At 75.3% G+C, this 21,931-nt stretch carries 18 protein-coding genes; 1 reads left to right on the forward strand and 17 read right to left on the reverse strand.

Going from position 1 to position 21,931, the window contains the following annotated elements:
• Positions 1 to 2: 2 nt before the first annotated feature.
• From ACZ7GJ_RS20795 to ACZ7GJ_RS20875, 17 genes are read right to left on the reverse strand one after another with little or no spacing between them, the layout of a single operon-like run.
• Entirely contained in the window at positions 3 to 1,475 is a 1,473-nt protein-coding gene (locus ACZ7GJ_RS20795; RefSeq protein WP_470753594.1) for a DUF6519 domain-containing protein, read from the reverse strand.
• A 40-nt stretch (positions 1,476 to 1,515) separates the two neighbouring features.
• Positions 1,516 to 3,651 carry a hypothetical protein gene (locus ACZ7GJ_RS20800; RefSeq protein ID WP_470753596.1) on the reverse strand — a complete coding sequence of 712 codons (2,136 nt, stop codon included), beginning with the start codon at positions 3,649 to 3,651 and terminating at the stop codon, positions 1,516 to 1,518.
• Positions 3,648 to 6,980: a putative baseplate assembly protein gene (locus ACZ7GJ_RS20805; protein WP_470753597.1), complete on the reverse strand. Its 3,333-nt coding sequence runs from the start codon at positions 6,978 to 6,980 to the stop codon at positions 3,648 to 3,650. The genes ACZ7GJ_RS20800 and ACZ7GJ_RS20805 overlap by 4 nt, the downstream gene beginning before the upstream one ends.
• Entirely contained in the window at positions 6,977 to 9,805 is a 2,829-nt protein-coding gene (locus ACZ7GJ_RS20810) for a putative baseplate assembly protein (RefSeq protein WP_470753599.1), read from the reverse strand. The genes ACZ7GJ_RS20805 and ACZ7GJ_RS20810 overlap by 4 nt, the downstream gene beginning before the upstream one ends.
• Positions 9,802 to 10,164 (reverse strand): GPW/gp25 family protein, encoded by a 363-nt coding sequence (locus ACZ7GJ_RS20815; RefSeq protein WP_470753600.1) that lies wholly within the window; start codon positions 10,162 to 10,164, stop codon positions 9,802 to 9,804. Before ACZ7GJ_RS20815 ends, ACZ7GJ_RS20810 begins: the two co-directional genes overlap by 4 nt.
• Positions 10,165 to 10,169: 5 nt before the next feature.
• Positions 10,170 to 10,511, reverse strand: coding sequence for a hypothetical protein (locus ACZ7GJ_RS20820; protein ID WP_470753602.1), 342 nt, complete (start codon positions 10,509 to 10,511; stop codon positions 10,170 to 10,172).
• Between the two features lie 5 nt (positions 10,512 to 10,516).
• Positions 10,517 to 11,050 carry a phage baseplate assembly protein V gene (locus ACZ7GJ_RS20825; RefSeq protein ID WP_470753605.1) on the reverse strand — a complete coding sequence of 178 codons (534 nt, stop codon included), beginning with the start codon at positions 11,048 to 11,050 and terminating at the stop codon, positions 10,517 to 10,519.
• Complete coding sequence (locus tag ACZ7GJ_RS20830) at positions 11,047 to 12,168, reverse strand: hypothetical protein (protein WP_470753607.1); 1,122 nt, start codon at positions 12,166 to 12,168, stop codon at positions 11,047 to 11,049. The genes ACZ7GJ_RS20825 and ACZ7GJ_RS20830 overlap by 4 nt, the downstream gene beginning before the upstream one ends.
• Complete coding sequence (locus ACZ7GJ_RS20835) at positions 12,161 to 12,499, reverse strand: hypothetical protein (RefSeq protein WP_470753608.1); 339 nt, start codon at positions 12,497 to 12,499, stop codon at positions 12,161 to 12,163. The genes ACZ7GJ_RS20830 and ACZ7GJ_RS20835 overlap by 8 nt, the downstream gene beginning before the upstream one ends.
• Positions 12,500 to 12,509: 10 nt before the next feature.
• Positions 12,510 to 13,163, reverse strand: coding sequence for a hypothetical protein (locus ACZ7GJ_RS20840; protein WP_470753611.1), 654 nt, complete (start codon positions 13,161 to 13,163; stop codon positions 12,510 to 12,512).
• Positions 13,160 to 13,462 carry a hypothetical protein gene (locus ACZ7GJ_RS20845; RefSeq protein ID WP_470753613.1) on the reverse strand — a complete coding sequence of 101 codons (303 nt, stop codon included), beginning with the start codon at positions 13,460 to 13,462 and terminating at the stop codon, positions 13,160 to 13,162. Before ACZ7GJ_RS20845 ends, ACZ7GJ_RS20840 begins: the two co-directional genes overlap by 4 nt.
• Positions 13,459 to 15,606: an ATP-binding protein gene (locus tag ACZ7GJ_RS20850; protein WP_470753614.1), complete on the reverse strand. Its 2,148-nt coding sequence runs from the start codon at positions 15,604 to 15,606 to the stop codon at positions 13,459 to 13,461. The genes ACZ7GJ_RS20845 and ACZ7GJ_RS20850 overlap by 4 nt, the downstream gene beginning before the upstream one ends.
• Complete coding sequence (locus ACZ7GJ_RS20855; RefSeq protein WP_470753617.1) at positions 15,606 to 16,805, reverse strand: Pvc16 family protein; 1,200 nt, start codon at positions 16,803 to 16,805, stop codon at positions 15,606 to 15,608. The genes ACZ7GJ_RS20850 and ACZ7GJ_RS20855 overlap by 1 nt, the downstream gene beginning before the upstream one ends.
• On the reverse strand, positions 16,802 to 17,518 hold the full coding sequence (locus ACZ7GJ_RS20860) for a hypothetical protein (RefSeq protein WP_470753619.1): 717 nt from the start codon (positions 17,516 to 17,518) through the stop codon (positions 16,802 to 16,804). The genes ACZ7GJ_RS20855 and ACZ7GJ_RS20860 overlap by 4 nt, the downstream gene beginning before the upstream one ends.
• A complete protein-coding gene (locus ACZ7GJ_RS20865) occupies positions 17,515 to 18,303 on the reverse strand; it encodes a T4 family baseplate hub assembly chaperone (protein ID WP_470753621.1) in 789 nt (262 codons plus the stop codon). Before ACZ7GJ_RS20865 ends, ACZ7GJ_RS20860 begins: the two co-directional genes overlap by 4 nt.
• Positions 18,304 to 18,306: 3 nt before the next feature.
• Positions 18,307 to 18,834, reverse strand: a complete 528-nt coding sequence (locus ACZ7GJ_RS20870; protein WP_470753624.1) for a phage tail protein — start codon at positions 18,832 to 18,834, stop codon at positions 18,307 to 18,309.
• Between the two features lie 11 nt (positions 18,835 to 18,845).
• Positions 18,846 to 20,438, reverse strand: a complete 1,593-nt coding sequence (locus tag ACZ7GJ_RS20875; RefSeq protein ID WP_470753626.1) for a phage tail sheath family protein — start codon at positions 20,436 to 20,438, stop codon at positions 18,846 to 18,848.
• Positions 20,439 to 20,579: 141 nt separating this feature from the next.
• Between ACZ7GJ_RS20875 and ACZ7GJ_RS20880 the strand changes: the two genes are divergently transcribed.
• Entirely contained in the window at positions 20,580 to 21,896 is a 1,317-nt protein-coding gene (locus ACZ7GJ_RS20880) for an N-acetylmuramoyl-L-alanine amidase (protein ID WP_470753628.1), read from the forward strand.
• Positions 21,897 to 21,931 lie beyond the last annotated feature (35 nt).

The raw sequence follows: 21,931 nt of genomic DNA on the forward strand, positions 1-21,931 counted from the left end.
GCTCACCCCGCCGCGGGGGGAAGCGGCGCGAACGTCGTCACGAGCGGGACGGGGTCACCGGCCCCGGCGGGCAGGTAGGCCAGCGGAGCGTAGTGGTAGACCACGCCGTGCGGCACGACGGCGGCCGGCCCCTCCTCGTCCTGCGGCCAGACCACGTCGCCGGGGATCGTCCGGGCCGGCACGAGCCAGTGGTCGCCCCGCCGGAAGTGCCCCGGAGCCCGCTCCTTCCTGTCCTTGCGCGGCTGCTCGGGCTCCTGCGGACCGCTGAAGCGGACCTCCACCCCGTCCTCCAGCGCGATCCACGTGTCCAGGACCACGGGCAGCGCGTCCGCGCCCCCCTGCGGACGGTGGTCCCAGCGCCGCAGGTACGGGTGCAGTTCCGGGTCCCCGCCCACCGTGAGCGGCGGCTGCCCGCCGGGCGGACCCGCGGCCGGATCGGAGTCGAGCGTCACCGTGCGGCCGGGCACGTCGACGGCGACGACCTGGTGGATGCGCTGCGGCGGGGCCCCCGGCACCTCGTCCGCGGCGTGCACCGCCGTCGCGTCGTCGACGAGTTCGACCCAGTCCCCGACGTCCAGCCCCAGCCGGTGGTCGCGGCCCCACACCTCCAGCGTCACCACCGGTCCGGCGACCGAGGCCACCGGCAGGGCCACCGAGGCGTTCTCCCGCGACCACACGAAGGTGGCCACGGGCGCCTCGGGCAGCTTGTCCTTGCCGGGGCCCCTGCGCCGGGGCCGCACCACCCGCTGCCCGAGGTCGTCACCGGAGAACAGACCGACCCCCGAGGTGTGGATCTGCACCCGGTAGAGCTGGTTCTCCGGACCCCGGAACTGCGCCCGGGGCGCGATGACACACGCGTCCACCGGCCCCTTCGGCTCGTGCCGGGCCCGCGCGGCCAACAGCCCGCCCCGTGCGTCCAGCTCCTCCCGCCAGGACCGGAACCAGGAGGACGCCTCCGCGCTCCCGGGGTCCCGCTGCTCCCCGAAGGCGTGCAGGGCGACCTGCCAGACGACCTTGGTCCGGGCCGCCGTGTCCGGGCCGGTGCCGCCGAGCGCGATCTCGCGGATCGCCGGGTCCTGGATGACGGTGATCTCCCGTTCCCAGACGCGGAGGTAGGCGAGCGCCGGCCCGTCCGGCACGGGGGCCGTCTCCGGGTCGACGTACCCCTCGGGCTGGGTCAGGTACGTGGTCGGGGCGTCGTTCTCCACGAGCACGCCGTCCACGTACAGGCGCCCGGCGCCGATCGCCAGGTCGCGGTCCGGGTCCTGCGCGATCCGGGTCACCGCGAATCCCGGCGCGCCGAGGGGCGCGGCCGCCGGCCCGAGCACGTCGGCGACGACGGTGCGCAGATAGTGCAGCAGGACGGCGGTCTGCTCGTTCGCGTCCGCGTCGAGGGTGACCCGGCCCTGCTGGTGGACGATCCGGGAGTAGTGCTTCGACGGGTCGAACGAGACGCGCGAGATGTCGACGGACAAGATGTTCCTCCTCAGTGACGCGATGTGGGGTGACGCGGTGTCAGGTGACGAACAGGACGCCGCTCGACGCGCCGGCCGGGGTGTACTCCGCCAGCCGCCCGCGCAGCCCGTCCTCGCGCTGGGGCTGGAACAGGTCGTGGAACGCGCCGAGTTCGGACCCGTCCTCGGCCCCCCGCCGGATCTCCCGCGCACACGCCGCGGACAGCTGCCCGTAACCGGGCGTCCCGTACGCCGTGCTGGTGAACCGGGGTACGACGCGGGCCGGGTCCCCCGAGGTGGCCGGCTCGCAGTGGAACGGCGCGGGCGTCCGCGAGCCGGGCGGCAGGTAACTGAACCGGATGCAGCCGCGCTGGCGCACCGAGACGTGCACCGGGCCGTCCAGCAGGCAGTTCTCCACGAGCCCGACCTCGTGGGTGCGCACCGAGCCGATCACCGTCGTGCGCCGCGCGGACAGTTCGGCGTACGCGCACCCGTCGTCGGGACCGCCGAGCGCGGGCAGCTCCGCCGAGGTGGCGTCGAGGACCGAGTCGGAGAGGAAGATCCGGTTCGGGCCGGTGCACGCCTCGTCCGCCTCCACCACGACCGCCCCGGTGATGCTGTGGCGGACCTCCAGACAGGCGGGGGTCCGGACGAGTTCGAGGCTCGGCTCCCCGGGGTGCTCGCAGTAGCAGTCCTCGCCGAGCGACCAGCCGGGCACGAGCGTGCAGTGGCTGATCTCCACCCGGCCGACCGGCCCCTGCACGCGTACGCTCCGGCCGGTCACCAGCAGCCCGGCGAGCCGCACCGAGGGCAGTGGACCCCGGCCCCGGCCGGTGCCGATGAATCGCAGCGCGTCGGGGCGGTTGGCGTACCAGTCGAGCAGCCGCAGCACCGGGCGGCTGCCGGGCGCCGCCCGGACGGTGAGCCGGTCGCCGTGGTCGAGCCGGATCTCGATCTGCTCCTGGAACGCCACCGAACCCACCAGTTCGATCACCGCCTCGCGGCGCGCCGGGTGGGCGTGCTTCTCCTCGTACCAGCGCGAGACCGCGTCCATCAGCCGCTCGAACTCCTGCCCGGGCCCCACCCGGTAGAGGGCCGCGTCCGGTCCCGCGGGCGCGACGGCCACCGGGTACTCCCCGCCGCCCATGGGCGCCGAGAAGGCGTACTGGTAGCTCACCCGAACCCCCGAGTCGGGAGCCGAGCGGGCCGGGAAGGCGATCCGGCCGAGGACCGGGTCCACGGCGACCTGCCCGCGCCGCGGAGCCTGGCCCCAGTCGGAGAGGTCCGCCGCGACGATCGCCGACAGCGGCACGGGCTCGTCCCCGTCGGTCCAGATGCACAGGCTCTTGCCCGGCCCGTAGTAGTGGGCCGTGCGCTCCTCGAACGCGCGGCGCCGGATGAAGGCGGGCACGTTCGTCTCGTCCGCGATGTGCGTCGGCGCCGGCTCGCGCACGGGCCGGGTCACCAGAGGGGTGTCGTTGCCGAGGATGCTGAAGGTGTAGTGGCTGCGGTCGCGGTCGACGCAGTACGCGGGCGCCCGGGTCAGCGGATACGCGCCGAGCCGCCACACGAACAGCCCCACGCCCGCGACGCCTTCGTGCCCGGAGCTGTGCGCCGACTCGATCCGCCGTACGTCGGCCGTGTGGGACAGCCGGTCGAACGGCCCGTCGGTCAGGTCGAGTTCCTCCCCCCGGCGCAGATCGGCCAGGGCTCCGAGGCGCAGGCGGTCCTCGATGTCCCGCGGATACGCCGAATACCGCCGTACGGGCTGGTCGTGGCCGAGCGTCGTACGGAACTCCACCGCCCGCGCCGGCCAGTCGGCGACATCGCGCGCCAGGTCCTCCAAGGCGGCGAGGGTGCCCTTGCGGCGCCGGTTCGCGAGGGTACGGGCCACGTCCCGCCGGGGTGCGACCACGGCGGCCAGCCGCGCCGCCTCCTCGCCCCCGCGGGCCAGCGCCTCCTCGTAGCCGGGCAGTGCCTCGTACCCGACCAGGGCGCCGATGTAGGGCAGGAGCCAGTCCTGGCAGGTCTCCACGAACCAGTCGGCGTACTGCCGGCGCACCGACTCCCGTACGAGGGCGCGCTGTTCCTCCACGACCGCCAGCAGCGCCCGCAGCGGCAGCCCCTCCTCGGCGTCGCGGCGGCGGTGGAGCGCCGGCAGCAGCTCGTACAGGGTCCGCTCCGCACCGGTGGTCACGGCAGCCTCCGCAGGATCAGCGTCTCGGGCAGGTCGGGGGTCATGACGGCGAGTTGGGCCGGGCGGACGGCCGTGGCGACGACGAGGCGCCGGCCCCGCGCCAACACCGGGGAGCGCAGGCCCGGGTTGAGGGCGACGAGCTCCGCCACCCGTACGCCGTACCGCACGGCGATCGAGGACAGCGTGTCGGTGGTGCCGGTCGGGTCGTAGCCGACGACGTGCACCAGCGGTTCGGCGCGCGCCGGGAGCGCCTCCACCGTGCGCGCGGCGCCCCGCAGGTCCGAGACCAGGTCGACGAGGGCCAGCGGATCGGCGGCCGCGGTGATCCCGGTGAACACGTCCACATCGACGTGGTCCACTCCCGGAACCGCCTGCATCGCGGCCAGTACCCGGCTCAGGCGGGCCGGCTCGGCGAGGTCGCGCGCCGCGAAGCCCAGTACGCCGAGCACGGCGGACCGCACCGCCGGCTCCACGGTCTCGAAGGAGTGGTCCGGCAGCACCTTCAGCCCCGCCGACAGCACCAGCAGCACCAGCTCGCGCACGTCGACGCGGACCGGGACGTGCGGGTCCCCGAAATCGCTGAGCGCGGCGGACAGGCTCCCCATCAGCGGATCCCCGACGGACAGCGGCACGTCGCCGGCGCCGGCGACCGTGACGTGGACGATCTCGCGCCGGCCGTCGAACAGCCGGGCGGCCGCGGCCCGGCCGATCCCGGCGCGGCCGCGCGCGAAGTCGGCGTAGTCCCGTACGGACAGCAGCCGGTCCAGGGCGCGGGTGCGCAGCGGGACCCCGGCGCGGGTGTCGCGCGGCCCGTCGGCGGCCGCGCCGCCCGTGGCGGCGAGCGGATTGGTCACCGCGCTCACCCCGAGCGGCCTGCTGACGGCCTGGGTGATCCGGCCGGGCGGCAGATTGCCGTCCGGGCCCGCGCCGACCCGGTAGACGGCGGTGACGTTCTCCACCCCGGTCGGGAGCCGGGACCCGTGCACGCCGTCGCCGAAGGAGACCGAGGCCGTGCCCGCGGCCTCTTCGAGTACGTACGCCTGGTCCGCCGGCCCGAGCAGCGAGAGGTCCTCGGCCCGGTGCCGGCGGACGGCGTCCACCCGTACGGTCAGTACGGGTTCGGCGCCGCCGGGGGTGTCGGCCGGCAGGTACGTCAGCGGCGCGGCCGCCGTGACCTGGCGCAGCGCGAAGGACTGCCCGGGCCGGGCGGCGTCCCCGCTGCCAAGCACCTCCGAGCGGGTCTCGCCCTGCGTGGCGGGAACGACGTTGCCGTGGATGGTCACCGTGTCGCGGCGGTAGGTGTAGGTGAGCGGCGCCGCGAGGAGGAGCGTCGTGTGCACGGTGTCCCCGCCCGTGTCCGAGCCGACGCCCTGGCGGACCGCGGCGACCATGGCCGGCTCGCTGCCAAGGACGCCCGTGGTGCCCGGAACGTCGGTGCGCTCGCCGGAGACGACCAGCCGACGGCCGGGCAGCAGCCCGGGGCAGACCTGCGCGAGCTCGATCCGGTCGCCCTCGACGTCGTCCGTGACCGGGTCCTCTGCGAGGGCGAGGTCCTCGCCGGCCCCCCACACCGTGATGTCCCCGTACGGGACGGCGCGGTCGTCCTCGGCGTGCCAGGGGCCGTCCACGGTGAGCCGGGTGACGGGCACGAAGACCGCCGGTGCCCCGGCCGGGGTGGGGAACCGCACCCGCAGCTGGGCGGCGTCGACGACCCCCACCACATGAGGGGGCTTCGTCGCGCGCGCCTGCTCGGCGACCACCCGGGTGCCCGGCAGCACACCGTCGTGGTGGCCCTCCAGGTACAGGTACTCGGTGCCCTCGGGCGGCGTCCCGTGCTGCGGGTCGACCGCGGGGTCCAGCGGCCGCGCCTTGACCCGGAGCACCTGGACGCCCGCGGTCTGCCGGGGCGGGGCGATCCGCTGTGTGGCCCAGGCCTGGTGCACCCCGCCGGCGAGCCGGGGGTCGGCCGCGGCGAGCAGCCCGGGTACGGAGTCGGAGGACGGGTCCCACAGCTCGCACAGCCCGGTGGCCAGATCGCGGCCCGCCGCCGGGGGCCGGGGCGGGGTGCGGCGCAGCGCGGGGAGCACGGCCGCGGTGGCGACGAGGGCCGTCGCCCGGTCGCAGTCGGGGGAGCCGCAGCCGTCCCGGTCAGCGGCCCGGTTCCGGTCCGCGGCGGCGGCCGTGGCCGTGCCCCGGTCCTCGCCCAGTTCGGGGCAGGCCAGGCTGTGCGCGAGCTCGCGCAGGTACTCGACCTCGGGCAGGCTCCGGCGCCGCTCGGCAGCCACGGCGACCATGGCCGTGTGCAATGCCCGTACCGCGGCGGCGACTTCGTCGGCCAGCCACCCGGCCGTCGCCGCGTTCGCCCGCGCGGTGGTGAAGGCGACGCCCTCGGCGAGCAGCCGGGAGGCTTCGGCGACCCGGCGGTAGCCGTGGCTCACGGGACCGCCGTCGGGGGCGATCTGGAAGAGCGCCGCCGCGATGGCCGCCCGCAGCACGGCCGCGGCCGGTACCGGCGGGCTGCCGTCGGAGGCGGCCACGAGCGCCTCCCGGGCCGCCTCGACGGGGTCGGCGGGGGAGACCGGGACGAGGTCGACGACGGTGAGCGCGGCCGGATAGTCGGCGGTGGCGGCCGCCGCGACCCGGACGGCCGGTGCGTGGCTCGTGCCGAACAGCAGCAGCAGCCGGTCGCCGGGTTTGATGCCCAGCGCGGGCCCGGTGAAGGTGAGGCGCTCCAGCCGCTCCGCCGTCCGGGCCTCCAGCCGGGGCGGCGCGGTCATCCGTACCGTGAGGGTGTTCCACCGGGCGTCGGCCGGCAGGTCCTCGGACGTCTCGAAGGTCTGCGGGAGCTGGCCCTGCGCGGGCACGCTCTTGGCCTGCGACCCGGCCGGTACGACGGCCCGCGCGCCCGGGTCCAGGGTGTAGGCGAGGTACGCGCCGGAGCCCAGGGCGGGGCGCGGCCTGTGGCCGACGAGCCGCCCGAGCCGGACCAGCGACTCCGGCTCGACGGCGGTGGCCAAGTAGCCCTCCTGCGCGTGGCGTTCCCCGTAGAAGGTCAGGATGTCCGCGACCACCGCCCAGCAGTCGAGCAGCGCGACGGCCGGATCGTCGGCCGTACGGGCGGTCAGCCGGGCCAACTCCGGGCGGCTCGCCAGCCGTTCGAGCATCGAAGCCATGAACCGGCCGTGCGTGCCGATGCGGTACTCCAGCGCCGACAGGCCGGGCGGGTTGTAGGTGGGCGCGGGCGTCGGCAGCCCCCCTTCGCACCCGCACCCGCACCCGCACCCGCAGCCCCCGCCGAAGCCGCCCCCGCACGCACCGTGCCCGTTCATCGCCCGCCCCCGATCCGCAGTTCCAGTACGCCGTTCTCCGGCCGCGCCGGATCCGCGTCGAGCCGCGCGATCTCGTCCGGCCCCAGCAGCAGCACCCCGTCGCGCAGCGCATCCGGCGACGGCTCGAACAACCGCTCCAGCGCGGTCACCGACACCGACAGGACACCGGGCAGCCCCGCGACCGCCGCGACGATCCGGCTCACCCGCACCGGAGTGCCGAAGGTCAGCGCGTCGGGGTGGAAGAACGCCGGCGCGCCGTCGGCCCCCACCCCGTGGCCCAGCACCCGCGCCACGGCCGCGCGTACGTGCCCGGCCACCGCCGACGGCTCGGCCTCCACGCACAGCGCGAGCCGCAGCGGCACCTGCCGGGCCGGCCCGACGCGCACCTCGTGCCCGATCCGCCGCACCCGGTACAGCCGCTCCCGTACCTCCTCCAGCAGCCGGTCGGGGGCCACGTCGCAGCCCAGCGCGTCCACCGCCACCTGCGCCTCGTACCAGGAGCCGGTCCACCGCAGCCGGGCCCCGGCCCGCTGTACGCCGGGCACCTCGCCGGCCAGCGTCGCGTAGTCCGCCTCGGTGACGGCCCTGAGCAGCCGTCGGGCCGCGTGCCCGGGAGCCCGCCGGCGCACCTGCGCGAGCGGCTCCGGGTCGACGCCGCCGGTGGCGGGCAGCGGGTTGCGCACCCGTACCGAGACCCCCGACACCCCGCACAGCTCGACGGTGTCGACCGCCTCCGCCCCGACGTTGCCGACCGCCCCGTTCCCGAGCCGGTAGCGCAGCCGCAGCGCGGCACCGGGGGCGGGCAGGGCGCCTGCCCGGCCGTCGCCGAAGCGCAGGCCGAGCCCGCCGTCGTCGTCGAGCTCGCCCACGAAGGCGCGGTCGGCGGGACCGCAGTCGAGCAGGTCCCGCCGGGGCAGCCACGCACCCGCCGCGTCGCCGGCCGCGGCGACCTCCACGGCGGGCAGCGCCTCCCGGGGGTCGGGCGCCAGGGCCCGGGCGGCAGGCCCGCGGAAGACGGCGCGCCCCGGATCGAGCGCGCCGCCCTCGGCGTCGCCCCAGGTCTGCCCGATCTCCCAGCCCTCGTCACCGGCCGCCAGTACGTATCCGGCCCGGGCCCGGCAGGCGAGTTCGCCCAGCCGGGCGAGCTTGCGCGCCAGCAGCTCGTCGAAGCGGGCCGCCAGGGTCCGCAGCGCGGCGACCGGGTCGGCCGCCAGGTGCACCCGGCGCAGCGCGGCCGCGCCGAAGACGGTCGTCAGCCAGGCGAGCGCCTTCTCGTCGGGGCGCCTGCCCTCCTCGGCGGCGCGCAGCAGGGCCAGCAGCCGCTCCCGGGCGCGGCCGGCGACGCCGTCGAGCCGCCCGGCCTGGGCCCGCGCGACGTCCGCCGGCAGCGGGAACGGCACCGTCCAGGTGACCGGCGTCGCCCCGCCGTCGCCCGGCACCCGGGGCGTGAACCGGTCCGTGAGCGGCGGGTACGCGGGCAGCACCGCCGGCCCGCCGGTCCCGGCGCACCCGAACTCCGGCGGGCACGGGCACCCCGGGACCCCCGCCGGGTCCTCGGGCCAGGTCAGCCGCTCCGGGTCCGCCCCGCACCAGGTGCTGCTCGCGCCGTGCTCGACGAGTACGGCGTTGCCCCGTGCCACGGCGACCTCCAGCGGGGCGCACCGGGGCCCGCCGACGGCGCTGACGCGCAGCGGGAACCGCAACGCGTCCTCCTCGGCCCACTCCACCTCCAGCAGGTGCTGCCCGTAGAGCGCGTCGACACGGCGCCGGACCCCGGTGAGCCGTACCGCCTGCCGGTGGCCCCGGTCGGCGTCGGCCGGCAGCCCGGTCGCCGCCCCGAGGACCTCCTCGAAGACGACCACGTCCCCCGGTTCGAGGTGCAGCCGGTGCTCGCCCTGCCCGTCCCGCAGCGCCGCGGATGTCGCCCCCGCCGGCAGGCAGAACTCCGGCTCCCCCCAGGCCCAGAGCCGGATCCGGGCGTGCGCCGGACGGACGGTGACGGGCTCCGCGCGCACCGGCTCGAAGACCTGCCCGCCGGCCCGGAAGCGGAAGGTCCCGGCCGGGAGGGTGACCTTCGAGTCCGCGGACAGGCACACGAACGCCCGCGCGGCGCAGCCGTCGTGCATCGGGTAGTCGACGAGCCGCACGTGACGGCGTACCGACGTCCGCAGCCGGGCGGTGTCCAGATAGGCCTCGGCGGCGACGGCGTCCTGCTCGTAGCTCAACTGGTCGCCCGCGTACGCGAGGAGCTCGACCAGCGTGATCATCAGGTCGGCGGCGTGCCGCTCGCCCCACTCCGGCATGGTCAGCGCGAGCCGCTCCAGCAGCACCCGGCGCAGGCTGGCGTAGTCCTTGGCGAGGTAGTCCAGGACCGGCTCGGGGAACACCTGCGGCCCGCACGGCTCGGGCCGGCAGTCCACCAGCGCCGGGCAGTCCTGGCCGAAGGTGAACTCGACGGACGCGAAGAACGGGTCGAACCCCGCCAGGGGCTCCGTGCCCGGCCGCCCGAACGGGTCCGTCCGTACCAGCCGGAGGCAGTACGCGGAGATGTCGCCCGGACGGTCCAGCTCCAGCAGCAGCCGGCCGGGCAGCTCGGGGTCCGGATCGTCATCGGGACCGGCGTCGACCGAGACCACCCGCAGGTCCCGGGCCACGACCCCGCCGTCGATCCGGAAGTTGGCCGGCACCAGCCCGTCGGGCGCCGGACCGAACAGCGTGACGGCGAGCCGGGTCCGGCTCCCGTCCACCGTCACGGCCTCGATCCCGCCCAGGCCGGCGGCGCGGGCGTCCCGTGCCCGTGCCGAGAGGGCGCGCTCGCCGCTCACCTGATCACCCCGCTGTCGAAGGTCTCGGTCCGGACGGCGCCGGTGGCCAGGAGTACGTAGCCGATCTCGATCCGCAGTGTGGAGTCCTCGGCCGCGACGTCGAGCGAGCGGACCGCGATCACGTCGCCGAGCCAGCGGTGCAGGGCCCCCTGGACGGTCACTTGCAGGGCGGCCGCGAGATCGGGGCTGTTCAGCTCGAAGACCAGGTCGAGCAGACCGCAGCCGAAATCGGGCCGGTTGACCCGCTCGCCGGGACTGGTGAAGAGGACCTGCTCGATCATGTCGCGCACATGGCCCTCGCGGTCGGTCAGCCGCGTGCGCCCGGTACGGGCGATCCCGAACGGGAAGTCGATGTCCACGGCGCTCACCCCGCCGTCACACGGAGCTGGCCGGCGACGACCAACGGAGTCGTCGGCGGCGGCCCGACGCACACGCCCGAGCCGGGCACCGGACCGGCCGGCGGGATCTCCTGGACCAGTACCGGCTGGCCCCCGGCCAGCACCCGCGCCGCGAGTCCCGTCCAGAGCACCTTCGTACAGGGCGGCGAACCGGACACGCCCGGACAGCCGGTGACGACGAGCTGGTCCAGGGCGGTCGCCAGCGGCGCGCCGCCGGCCAGCACCCGCGTCTGGGCGGGGGTGTCCTGCACCTTGGCGAGGTGCCCGCAGGTGACCGCGGTCGCGGTCGTGACGATCACTCCGGGCATCGCGCTCACCCCGGCAGGACGGTGAGCGCGCCGTTGCCGAGGTCGATCCCGGCCTGCGTCACCTTGATCGTCGGTCCGGCGGCGGAGGCGCCGATCTCGATCCCGCCCTCGTAGAGCCGGATGTACGGACCCGCAGGGCCCTTGAGCTGCAACAGGATGCCGCCCGTGGGCCCGGCGAAGTCGGAGATCAGCAGGCAGCTCTGGGCCGGCGTCCCGATGACGACCTGCGGTACGCCCTCCGGCGCGGCCTGCGCCGCGGCCGGCACCTCGCCGGCCCCGCCGCGCCAGAACCCGGTCCACACGGCCCGGTCCGCGTCGCCGTCCAGGAACTGCACCCAGACACCCGAGCCGATCAGCGGGACGATGTACATCCCGCTCGCCAGCCCGGCGAGCGGCGTCGCCGGGCTCGCCCAGATGCACGGGTCGTTGCCGAGGACGTCCGCGACCCGCACCAGGAGCCGTCCGGACCGCAGTTGGTCGAGGTTGGAGACCACGACCCCCTGGTACAGGCCGTGGTACTTCCTTGCATCCTTCGTCACGGGATCACCACCGGGGTCAGAGAGCCGAGGCCGTCGCGGGTGAGGGTGAAGCTCTGCTTGTACTCGCCGCGTCTGATGTCGTGGGTGACGCTGGAGACGTAGTACAGCCCGTCGTACGCCAGGCCCGCGCCGCGCACGCCCACCAGCCGCCGGGCGCGCAGCACGTGTCCGTAGCGCAGCACGTCGAGCTTCCCGGTCCCCCGGATCGCGTCGGCCGACGTCGACTTGCGGCTCAGACCCAGCAGCAGCGCCTCGGCCACCGACCGGTCGCTGAGGTCGGGCACCGGCTCCTCCTTGAGCGTCACCGCGGGGCGCGCCGCGAGCGGGGGGTGCAGCAGGCTGATGTCGGGGACCGGCAGGGTGATCTGCACCTTGCTCGTCGGCTCGGTGATGGCCACCGTGTACTGGGTGCGGGAGAGCCCGTCGTACGTGAACGACAGCGACTCGGCGGTGGCCGCGGCGCCCGCTCCGAGCGTCAGCGCCGGCTGGACGAGCCCGGTACGGACCTCGGGTCCCCAGTAGGCGAGGCTGGTCCCCGGGACCGGCCCGGGCTCCAGGAAGAAGACGTACCCGACCTCGGAGGCCATGGCCTTGAGGTACTCCAGGTCGGTGCCCGCCTGGATCGGGATGTGCACCAGCGGGTTCGGCACGTCGGTGAGCACGGGCGGCACCGCGACCGGGACGATCCCGTACGTGGCGTACCTGGCGCAGATCGCCAGGACCCGGGCCTGGTGCGGCAGTCCGGGGAAGCACTCCCGCTCGTGCCGCATGTCCATCAGCACCGACAGGTCCTCACCCGTGATGGTCAGCACCGAGGCCCCCGGCTCCGCGCTCGGCGACAGCTCCTGCTGGGTGATGACCCCGTCCGCGAGCACGGTCGGGGTGCCGGTGACGACCGCGACCAGGACCACGCGGATGCCGGGGTCGAAGAACCCCAGCGGCAGCAGCGACTGCTGGATGACCGAGCGGGCACTCACGGCGAAGGTCAGCTGGAAGCCGCTCGCCTGCCCCGAGGACGTGGTCACCCGGACCGACTGGAGGGCGTCGGTCAGCGGGGCGGGCACCGGGACGGCGATCATCGGCCCCATCAGGAGCATCAGTTGGAGGCCGCTAGCCACCGAGACCCCCGCCCGCGTCGAGGACGCTCGCGCCCTGCGGCATCCCGGCGGGCAGCGTGATCCGCAGCCGCCGGCCCGGGACCGCCGTCAGCGACTCGGGGGCCAGCACCCGGTGCGCGTCGGCGATCCGCCACGCCTGCTCGGGGTCGCCGAGCTCCCGGGCGGCGATGTGGTCGAGGCGCTCGCCCGCGGCGACGGCGTGCGTGGTGAGCGTGGTCAGGGTGTCCGGGTCCGGCGGCAACCGGCGCCGCACATAGGTGACGGTCCGGCCGCCGGGGAGCGTGAGCTCGGCGGTCGGGACGTTCTGGTAGCGACTCGTGGCGGAGAACATGCCGACTCCTTCACAGACTCGTCAGGCCGAGGTCGGTCGGGGTACGGGTGACCTGGCCGGCGAAACGCTCGCGGGCCTGGTGGTGCTGGAGGTAGAGCAGCCCGCCCTTGTGGCGGAAGCCGAGGTCGTCGACCGTCAACACCCGGGCGCCCACGGAGACCTTGGCCCGGATCGGGTTCAGCGCCGAGTCGAATGCCTCCTCGGCCACCGTGAACTCCGTGATCCGCACCGGCAGGACCCGGCTGCGCCCGAGGACGAGCACCGTCAGCGGAGCCTCGACCGGCGCCACCTCGATCATGCCGAAGCCGGCCATCCGGTCCTCGGCGAGGAGCTGCGCGACGCTCGGGTAGAAGCCGCTCTCCAGGGCGGCCAGGACGGGGAACAGCCCGCTGTTCGCCTCCACCGGGTGCGCGTCGGGATCGTCGAGCTGCTCGGTGGCGTCGAACTCGGCCTCGAACTTGTACGTCTCGTGCGGCGGGCCCTTCAGCCGCTGCGCCTCCAGCCGGTCCCCCGGCTCGGGTCCGATGCCCTGCGGCTGGACCGTTCGGGTCAGGGAGTCGGGGTTGAACTGGAAGGGGACCGTCCGCACCGGGCGGCCCGTGTCCGCGTCCAGCAGCACGAAGCCCCCGCGGACCACCCGGGGTACCCCGGGAAACCCCGTCATGCCCGCCCCCGGCCCGCGCCCGGCGCGAGTACGGAGTGCACCGAACGGGCGACCGACCTGCCGATCGCCTCCGCTCCGCCGGAGCCCTCGGGCCGCGCCAGGGGCACGACGAGGGACCGGGCCTCGCGCGGCGCCCACGACGGGGCCGCGCCGGGCGCCGCGAGCAGCGCGGCGAGTTCGCCTCCGAGCGCGGCCCGGAAGGCCTCCTCCTCGTGCGCCGAGAGCCGGTGCGACGGGAGCCGCTCCCCGAAGTCCGCACCGTCCACCACCAGCCGTTCGATGTGCACTTCCACCCTCATGACGGCACCTCACTGTGCGGATCGACGGGCCGCGACCAGGCGAAGTCCCGCTCCCGCACCGGCTGCTGGAGCTTGCGGAACTCCTCCCGGGCCGCCCGGAGCACGAGCGGCATGGTGATCCCGCCCCCGTCCGCCGCGGCGAGGAAGGCGGAGTTGAGCGCGATGTTGCGGGCCATGGCCCCGCTGACGTCGAGCCGCGCGAGACGGTCGTAGTCCAGCTCGTGGCGTCCCGGCGCGTGCTCCGGGAACGCCTTGCGCCAGATCTCGCGGCGCTGCGCGACGTCCGGGAACGGGAACTCGACGACGAACCGCAGCCGGCGGACGAGGGCGGCATCGAGCTCCGAGCGCATGTTGGTCGCCATGATGGCCAACCCCCGGTAAGACTCCATGCGTTGGAGGAGATAGTCGATCTGCACGTTCGCGTACCGGTCGTGGGCGTCCTTCACCTCGCTGCGCTTGCCGAGCAGCGACTCCGCCTCGTCCATGAACAGCACGGCGCCGCCCGCCTCCGCCGCGTCGAAGAGCAGGCGCAGGTTCTTCTCCGTCTCGCCGATGTACTTGCTCATCACGGCGGACAGGTCCGTGCGGTACAGGTCGAGGCCCAGCTCCCGGGCCAGCACTTCGGCGGCCATCGTCTTGCCCGTCCCGCTCGGTCCGGTGAACAGCGCCGTCACCCCGAGCCCGCGGGTCAGCCGCTCGCCGAAACCCCACGTGTCGTAGACGGTCTCCTGCCGCGCCACCTGGTCGGCGATCTGCCGCATCAGGGCCGCGGCCGGCTCCGGCAGGACGATGTCGTCCCAGCCGACCTCGGGGCGCAGCCGCTGGGCCAGGCCGTCCAGCCGCGGCCGGCTACGGGCCAGACACGCCTCCCAGACCCGGTCCGGCCCGTTCGCCCCCGCCACCTCCACGATCGCGGGCACGTCCATCGCGAACTGCCGGGCGAGCAGATCGACATGGACGGAGCCGGCCGCCGGGCCGAGCGCCTCGCGCCAGGCCGCGGCCCGCTCGCGGGAGGTCGGCGGCGCGACGTCGACGACGACGGCCGTACGCCCGAGGGCCTGGCCCGCGTCGCGGGAGCTGACGAAGACGGGGGCGTTCACCCGGGCGAGGAACCGTCCCAGCGCCGAGGGGTCGTACGCGCCGTGCGCATCGTCGTCCGCGTCGATGTACAGCGCTACGGGCATCAGTCCGGCCTCCCGCTCCCACAGCCGGGCCAGCCGGTCGGCGTCCGCCGCCCGCTCGGGCAGCAGCGCCACCGGCAGCCGGTAGGCCGTCAGCCCGAAGGAGGCCGCCGCGCGCGCCGCGACCAGCCGTTTGCTGCCCGGCTGACCCCCGACGAGGTGGACGACGGGCGCCGGGGAGGGTTCCCAGGCCGCCGCGCACCGGTCGACGGCGGCCTGCTGGGAGGCGGGCAGCGCCGCTTGCGCCGCGGGCTGGAGCCGGGTGACGAGGACGGACAGCCGCTCGTCGAGGTGCTGGAGTCCCTTGACGTGGTCGACGATCCGCTCGTCGGCGCGGACCGGACTCGTCACGAGCGCCGAGCCCGCGGCATGGCTGATCTCGACCAGCCGCCAGAACCGCAGCGGGCCGTGCGCCGAGACCGCCTCCCACGACGGCTCGGGCAGCACGGCGAGGGCCAGCCCGAAGGTGGGGAAGGCCATCGCCTCGCTGCCGTGCGCGGCCGCGAACAGCGGCCCCATGGCCGGCGCCAGCTCCTCGGCCAGGCACATGAGCAGGACGTCGCGCTCGAACCGGCTCAGGCCCAGCTGCCGGGCGAGCGCGACCAGCGGGGGCGGCGGCACGGCCGCCTCCGCCTCGGTGATCCGCGCGGCGGCCGCCGCGACCTCCTCGGCCGTGGGCCGGTCGGTCGCGGAACGGGCGGCGACGGCCGGCCGCGCGCCCACCGGGGCCGGGGCCGCAGCCGGGGCCGGCGGCGCGTGGTGCCTGCGCCCCCAGGGCAGCGGCGGTCGCCCCTCGGCCCCCACGGGCGGGGGAGCGGGCGCCGGTTCGGGGCGGGAGGGGTGGCCGGGGCGGCCGGGGAGCTCGGGCCCGGGCCGGTCCTCGGCGTGCCGCCGCAGCACCAGGCGCAGCCAGTCCAGGGAAGCGGTGAGGAACCGCGCGTTGTCGCCGTCGGTCGCGTGCATCAGGTCACCGTCAGCAGCTGGGTCGGGTCGTACACGGGCGGGTTCACGGCGCGGTCGAGGACGAGCAGGCTGTCGACGCCGTCCACGCGCAGCCGCATGAGGTGGTCGCCGGGGCGGGCCCGCTCGACGGTGAACCGGGCGGTGTTCCCGGTGACTTCGCGGGCGGCGTGCGCGTCGCCGCCCAGCAGCAGGGACACCCGCTGCCCGGTGGCGAAGGGCGGGTCGGCGCGCACGAGGACCTCGGCGTCGCCCTGCGCGTCGCGTGCGACGGTGGCGGGCATCGGACTGGTGATCCGCGGGGCGAGGGCGAGGTACCAGGGCCCGACCGGGAGTTCGGCCGGCGGGGACCCGGACATGAGCGTCACCGCGCAGATACCCGCGGGCAGCCCCGCGGGGAGGGTGAGCGCCAGGCTCTGCGCGGAGCCGGCCGCGGCGGGGACCGGCACGTCGACCGAGAGGGCGGAGGCCAGATGGGCGAGCCGGACCGCGCTCACCCCGGACAGGTTCGCTCCGTACAGCTCCACGGAGTCCCCGACCCGCGCCGCGCTCTGGTCGCCGGGGTAGCGCACGCCCTCGATCCGCGGCGTCGTCGAGCGGACATCGGCGCCGGCCCGCGGACCGCGGCCGTCCGCACCGCGGGTGAGCACCGGCACCGGGGTGCGCGCCGGACGCCTGGAGTCGATGAGGACGGCCCGCACCTCGAAGGCCGTGGTCAGCCGGTAGGGCGTCTGGAAGACGCTCCACAGCGAGTAGATGTCCTTCTCCTCGAAGGCGTGCCAGGTGATCCGGATGCTGTCGATCTGCCGCGCGATATCGCTGTACGGCGCCGTCTCGGCCAGCTCGCCCCGGGTCAGCACTGGCCGGGTGTGCAGTGCCTGGAGGGCGCCGCCGAGCAGCCGGTGGGCCACGAGGTCGTTGTGGTCCGGCACGTACGGCGTGAGGAGGTAGCGCAGTACGAGGGGCAGCGCCGGCTCCGCGCTCTCCCCGGGCAGCACCTGCTGCGGTGGCTCGTTGCGCAGCTCCGGAGCCATCCCCGTCTGGTAGAGGAACAGGTTGACCTGGGCCTCCTGCGCGGTCGCGTTGACCTTGTCCGGCGGGCGGACCACGGCCGTGGCTCCCGGCAGGACGGTCTTGATGCCGTCGTCGACCAGTGCCCGCAGCGTCTCGGTGACCGCCTCGATGGCCCGTGCGTCGCTCATCGCGCACCGCCCGAGCGCCGCCGAAGGTAGTCCTCCAGCGGTACGGCGGGCTCGCGCGGCGGCCTGCGGGTGGTGGCGGGTTCAGCGGCGGCGGCCCGCGGCGGGCCGGAGCGGATCTCCAGCCGGCCGATGGTGATGTGGACGGTGGTCTCCTGCGGCGCGGGCGCGGCGGCGGGCCCGCGCGACCGCTGCGCGAGGCCGGCCCGCGCCTCCAGGGTCGCCCGCGGCGGCGGGGCGACGGCCCCGGCCGCGGCGCGGACCGGCTGCTCGGGCGCGGGGACGGGGAGACGGGACTCGGCGGGCCTCTCCGGTGCGGCGGCGCGCGGCGGCGGGGCGGCCACCGCTTCGCCGCCGGGTCCCCGCTTCGGGCCCGCTCCGGTCCGGCGGCCGGTGGGCCGGGGGGCATCGGGCGGCGAGCCGTGCTCCGGCCGGCCGGTTCCGCGCCCGGGGCCCTCGCCGGCCGGGGCGGGGACGTAGGGGACCGCGGCCGGAGCCGGAGCCCGGCCCGCACCGCCACCCGCCGAGTCCGCGCCTGCTCCCGGTCGCGGCGCCGGGTGCTCGGCCGGAGGCAGCCGCACGGCGGCCTCGTGCTCGTCGTCGAGGCCGGGCAGCGGGGGATCGAGCATCGGCGGAAGGTCGAAGAACGAAGGGATCCTGGGCCGGACCGCCGAAGGATCGGGCAGGCCGAGGACGCGGTCGACGAAGTCCCTCATGTCCCGATCGCCTCCAGGTAGTAGCGGCGCCGGGCAGCACTGAGGGCGAGGATGTCCTCCTCGCGCCACCCGTACGCCCGGGCCAGCGCGTGCACGTCGGCCAGCAGACCCCGGGCGCAGGCGTCGACATCGGCCCAGACGTGCGCCGGGACGTCGAACGGTGCTGCCCAGGCGTGCCCGCACGCGGCGCACGTCAGGTCGAGCCGGATGTCCGCTCCCGGATCCACGGAAGGCAGCGCGGCCGCGACGGCGGCGAGCACCTCGTCCGTCAACCCGGGGTGGTCCAGGGCCGCCGCGCCCAAGTCCGCCATGGCCGCCGCCTCGCCGAGCGCCTCGCCGTCCACGGGCTCCCCGTCGACCGCGAGCACGCACCGGACGACGAGCCGCCGCCGCGCGTCGCGGGAGGCCGAGCCGCCCGGCGCCACCGCCAGGACGTCCCGGCTCGTCAGCGCCCGGAACCGGACACGGCGGCCGTCGGCGCACACCTCGCCCTCCCTGGTCACGTCCGCCCCGAAGGCGGGACGACGCAGGTCCGAGAGGGGTACGGCCACTTCCAACTCCTCCCCGCAGCCGGGGCAGTCGGCCAGGCACTCCACGTCGCCGCGGAAGCACGCGGCCCGCAGCCCGACGAGCAGCGCGTCACGCGCGCCGAGCGGCAACTCGCCGGCCTCGGCGAAGGACCGCCCGCCCGCCGCGGCCGCCAGGGCCACGGCACGCGCAACCGGTCCCTGCCCGGCGGCGCCTTCCCACCCCTGCAGGAGCTGGGCCTGCGTGAGTACCGGCACCCGTCACACCGCCGGGTCGTCGAACGAGACCTCGGCCGCGGGCGGCAGGGCGATGTCGCGCACCCAGCCCTCGTTCTCCAGGCGGATGTGCTGCACGAGCACCGCGTTCGCGTTCGCGTCCAGGTCCGAGAAGGGCTGGTACTCCGAGACCCAGCAGTTGAACACGTGGTAGGAGAGCACCTTCTGGCCGGTCTCGTCGTAGACGTCGATGACGAGGTCCCGGCGGAAGTCCTTGAGGGAGGTCTCCCGCCCGCCGGCCGAATTGGCATAACTCCAGGTCTTGTTGGCCCACTTCTCGAATTCGAGGCCGTTCACGGTGACCCCGCGTTCGAGGACGATCGGGTCGAACTCCACCCGCCCCGGCAGTTTGGCGCTGTTGGAGGGGGCGCCTCCGTCGCGGTGCTTGACCACCTCGACGGTCCTCTTCATCCCGGAGACCTTGTGGACCCCGAGGAACGGCACGGTGCTGTCGCTGTACCGCACGCGGAAACGGAAGTTCTTGAGCGGGTCGACCCGCGCGGTGGTTGCCATCGTCTCGCTCCTCAGACCTGCAGCTGCCCGGCGAGCTGCTCGATGTGGATGATCACGAACTCGGCCGGCTTGAGCGGCGCGAAGCCGACGACGATGTTGACGATGCCCCGGTCGATGTCGTTCTGCGGGTTGTTCTCGCGGTCGCACTTGACGAGGTACGCCTCCCGGGCCGTCGTGCCCTGCAGGGCCCCCTGCCGGAAGAGACTGTTCATGAACGCGCCGACGTTGAGCCTGATGGAGGCCCACAGCGGTTCGTCGTTCGGCTCGAAGACCACCCACTGCGTGCCGCGGTAGAGGCTCTCCTCGACGAACAGCGCGAGCCGCCGCACCGGCAGGTACTTCCACTCGTCGGCCAGCCGGTCCGCGCCCCGCAGCGTCCGCGCGCCCCAGACGAGGGGGCCGAGCACGGGGAAGGAGCGCAGGCAGTTCACGCCGAGCTGGTTGAGCCGCCCGTTCTCCAGGTCGGTCATCGCCACCGTGGGCGCGCTCACCCCGGCGAGCGAGGCGTCGGTGCCCGCGGGCGCCTTCCACACGCCGCGCTGCACATCGGTGCGGGCCATGACGCCGGCCACCGTGCCGCACGGCGGGACCGTCGTGGGGACCCCGCCGGCGGCCGGGTCGGGGATGAGCAGGTTCGGGAAGTAGACCACTGCGTTCTTCGCCGCGTCGCCGGTCACCGGGGGAGTGGCCATCCCGGTGACGGCGGCGTCGATGCCCGTCCAGCCCGTGGGGGGATCGACGATGAGGACGGCCCGCCGGTCCCCGCACAGGGCCGCCGCGGGCGCCAGCGCGGACTGCGGAGCCCCCGGCATGCAGAGGAGGTTGAAGATGTCGGTCTTCAGGAGCTGGTAGAGGCCCGTCTTGGAGGCCTGTCCGGTCGCGCCGCCCTGGTAGTCCGCCAGCGCGGGCGCGGCTCCGTCCGCTCCGCCCGAGGCCTTCTTGTAGCGGTTCGGCTTGGCGTCGTCGAAGGGGTCCTGGCTCGCGTCGGTGGGTGCGATCACCTCGTGCGCGGTGGGGACGACGTCGAGCACCGGGTTCGTGGCGGGAACGGAGACCAGGGCGGACGAACTGAGCGCCTTGTCCAGCGCATTCGCATGGTCGGGATCGGAGCTCACATTGAGGTAGCGCTCCAGCGTCCCGGTGCCCTTGTCGAGGACCGTGAGGTTGTACTGGGTCCGGGTGCCGCCGGCCGTCGGCACCTCGCTGGTGTCGTGGTCGACCCGTACGTGCAGCGAGTCGCCCCACAGCCCCTGGCCGCGCGCGAGGAGCGTGACCGTCCGCGAGCCGGCGAGCTCGATGGTGGAGGTTTTGGCGTTCTTGGTGTCGTCGCTGTCCCCGGTGTGCACGAGGCGGACGATCTCGGCCTCGCTCCCGCCGTTGGCGTAGTACTGGTAGACGGCGTACCCGAGGGGGCTGCGCGGGACGACCCCGCCGAACAGCCGCTGGTAGTCGGCGAAGCTCGTGATGTGCACCGGCCGGTCGGTCGGCCCGCGCACGGCCGCCCCGACGAACGCGGTCACCGAGGTCGGCACCCCGGTGATGGTGTGCACGGCGCTCTTGACCTCGTGGATGTACACACCCGGGAAGGTGGGGCTGACGGGCACGTCCGGTCCCCTCTCACTGTCGGCTGGCGGCCAGTCTGGCGAGACACTGTGATCGGAACGTCACTGATCCGTCACTGCTGGTGACGGTGCGTCGGCTCCGGCCCCCGATGCGCCGGACGCCCCTCGCTCGTTGAACGGATCATGGGAACTCGGAGCAGGACGGCCGCAATCGCGCTCGGGACGCTGTGCCTGGTGGTGCCCCTGGTGGTGGGCGCCGACAGTACGGGGGCCGGTGCGGCCGAACCCGGCCGCACGGCCCTCGAAGACGCCTCGCCCGGGGGCGCGGCGCTCACCGACGGCGCCGGCGCACCGGTCGCGGCGCTCGCCAACACCGGTGGCCACACGTTCTCCACGGGGGAACTGACGGGCAACCGGTTCTCCTCCATCGGCCTGAGCTGGCGCAAGACGTCAGGAGTCGCCGGCCCGGACTTCACCGCCGAGGCCCGCTTCCGCCGGGGCGGGACGTGGGGGGAGTGGCGGACCGTCCCCCTCGAACTGGAGGAGGGGGTGGCAGAGGAGGCGAGCCGGGCGGGCGCGCCCGCCTTCTACGCGGGCCGCACCGGCGAAACCGACGGCGTGGAGCTCCGGTTCACCTCGGCGGCCGGCCCGCTGCCGCCGGACCTGCGGCTCGCCTTCATCGACCCGGAACCGGCCGCCCCCGCGCTGCCGCGCCGCGTCGGGGAGGTCTCCCAACCCGCCATCGCGGCCCGCGCCGACTGGGCCGCGGACGAATCCCTGGCCGACCCGGGGCTGAAGCTCCAGAGTTCACTCCGGGCCGTGCTCGTGCACCACACGGTGACCGGCAACAACAGCTACACCCGGGAGCAGGTGCCGCACATCATCAACGGGATCTACGTGCACCACATCGAGAACCTCGGGTACGGGGACTTCCCCTACCACTTCGTCGTGGACCGGTTCGGCGGTGTCTGGGAGGGCCGCAAGGGATCCGTCGAGATGCACCCCGGCGGTGATGTCCCCGCGGTCCTCGGCGGCCACGCGACCGGCTTCAACACCGACACCTTCGCCGTCGCCCTGCTCGGCAACTTCGAACCGGACAACAGCGCCGGCGGCGAGGAGACGGGCCCGGACCCCCGCCCCACCCGGGCGATGCTGGAGGGCGTCGCCGGCCTCCTCGCCTGGAAGCTCGCCCAGTACGGCCTCGACCCCACCGGCACCACCCGGCTCACCTCCGCGGGCGGCGCCGGCACCAACCCGCACCCGGCCGGGCAGGAGCTCACGGTCCCGGTGATCGCGAGCCACCGGGACGTCAACGCGACGGCCTGCCCGGGCGGCAGGCTCTACGAGGCACTGCCGGCCCTGCGCGCGGAGGTCGCCCGCCGGATGTACCGGGCGGACCCGGCGTCCGCGGACCGGACGACAAAATCCCGGGGGGGGGGGGGGGGGGGGGGGGGGGGGGGGTGGTTTTTGGGGGGGGGGGGGGGGACCACGACCCACTAGGTTGGTGTGTGCGCCCCACTCGCATCCTGACAACA

This window comes from Streptomyces sp. NPDC037242 (genome assembly GCF_055604165.1).

What these genes read in the sequence shown, in the direction of transcription:
- ACZ7GJ_RS20805 (WP_470753597.1), bottom strand. Translation starts at nt 6,980, where the DNA reads ATGAACGGGCACGGTGCGTGCGGGGGCGGCTTCGGCGGGGGCTGCGGG.
- ACZ7GJ_RS20820 (WP_470753602.1), bottom strand. Translation starts at nt 10,511, where the DNA reads ATGCCCGGAGTGATCGTCACGACCGCGACCGCGGTCACCTGCGGGCAC.
- ACZ7GJ_RS20835 (WP_470753608.1), bottom strand. Translation starts at nt 12,499, where the DNA reads ATGTTCTCCGCCACGAGTCGCTACCAGAACGTCCCGACCGCCGAGCTC.
- ACZ7GJ_RS20840 (WP_470753611.1), bottom strand. Translation starts at nt 13,163, where the DNA reads ATGACGGGGTTTCCCGGGGTACCCCGGGTGGTCCGCGGGGGCTTCGTG.
- ACZ7GJ_RS20845 (WP_470753613.1), bottom strand. Translation starts at nt 13,462, where the DNA reads ATGAGGGTGGAAGTGCACATCGAACGGCTGGTGGTGGACGGTGCGGAC.
- ACZ7GJ_RS20850 (WP_470753614.1), bottom strand. Translation starts at nt 15,606, where the DNA reads ATGCACGCGACCGACGGCGACAACGCGCGGTTCCTCACCGCTTCCCTG.
- ACZ7GJ_RS20855 (WP_470753617.1), bottom strand. Translation starts at nt 16,805, where the DNA reads ATGAGCGACGCACGGGCCATCGAGGCGGTCACCGAGACGCTGCGGGCA.
- ACZ7GJ_RS20860 (WP_470753619.1), bottom strand. Translation starts at nt 17,518, where the DNA reads ATGAGGGACTTCGTCGACCGCGTCCTCGGCCTGCCCGATCCTTCGGCG.
- ACZ7GJ_RS20870 (WP_470753624.1), bottom strand. Translation starts at nt 18,834, where the DNA reads ATGGCAACCACCGCGCGGGTCGACCCGCTCAAGAACTTCCGTTTCCGC.
- ACZ7GJ_RS20880 (WP_470753628.1), top strand. Translation starts at nt 20,580, where the DNA reads ATGGGAACTCGGAGCAGGACGGCCGCAATCGCGCTCGGGACGCTGTGC.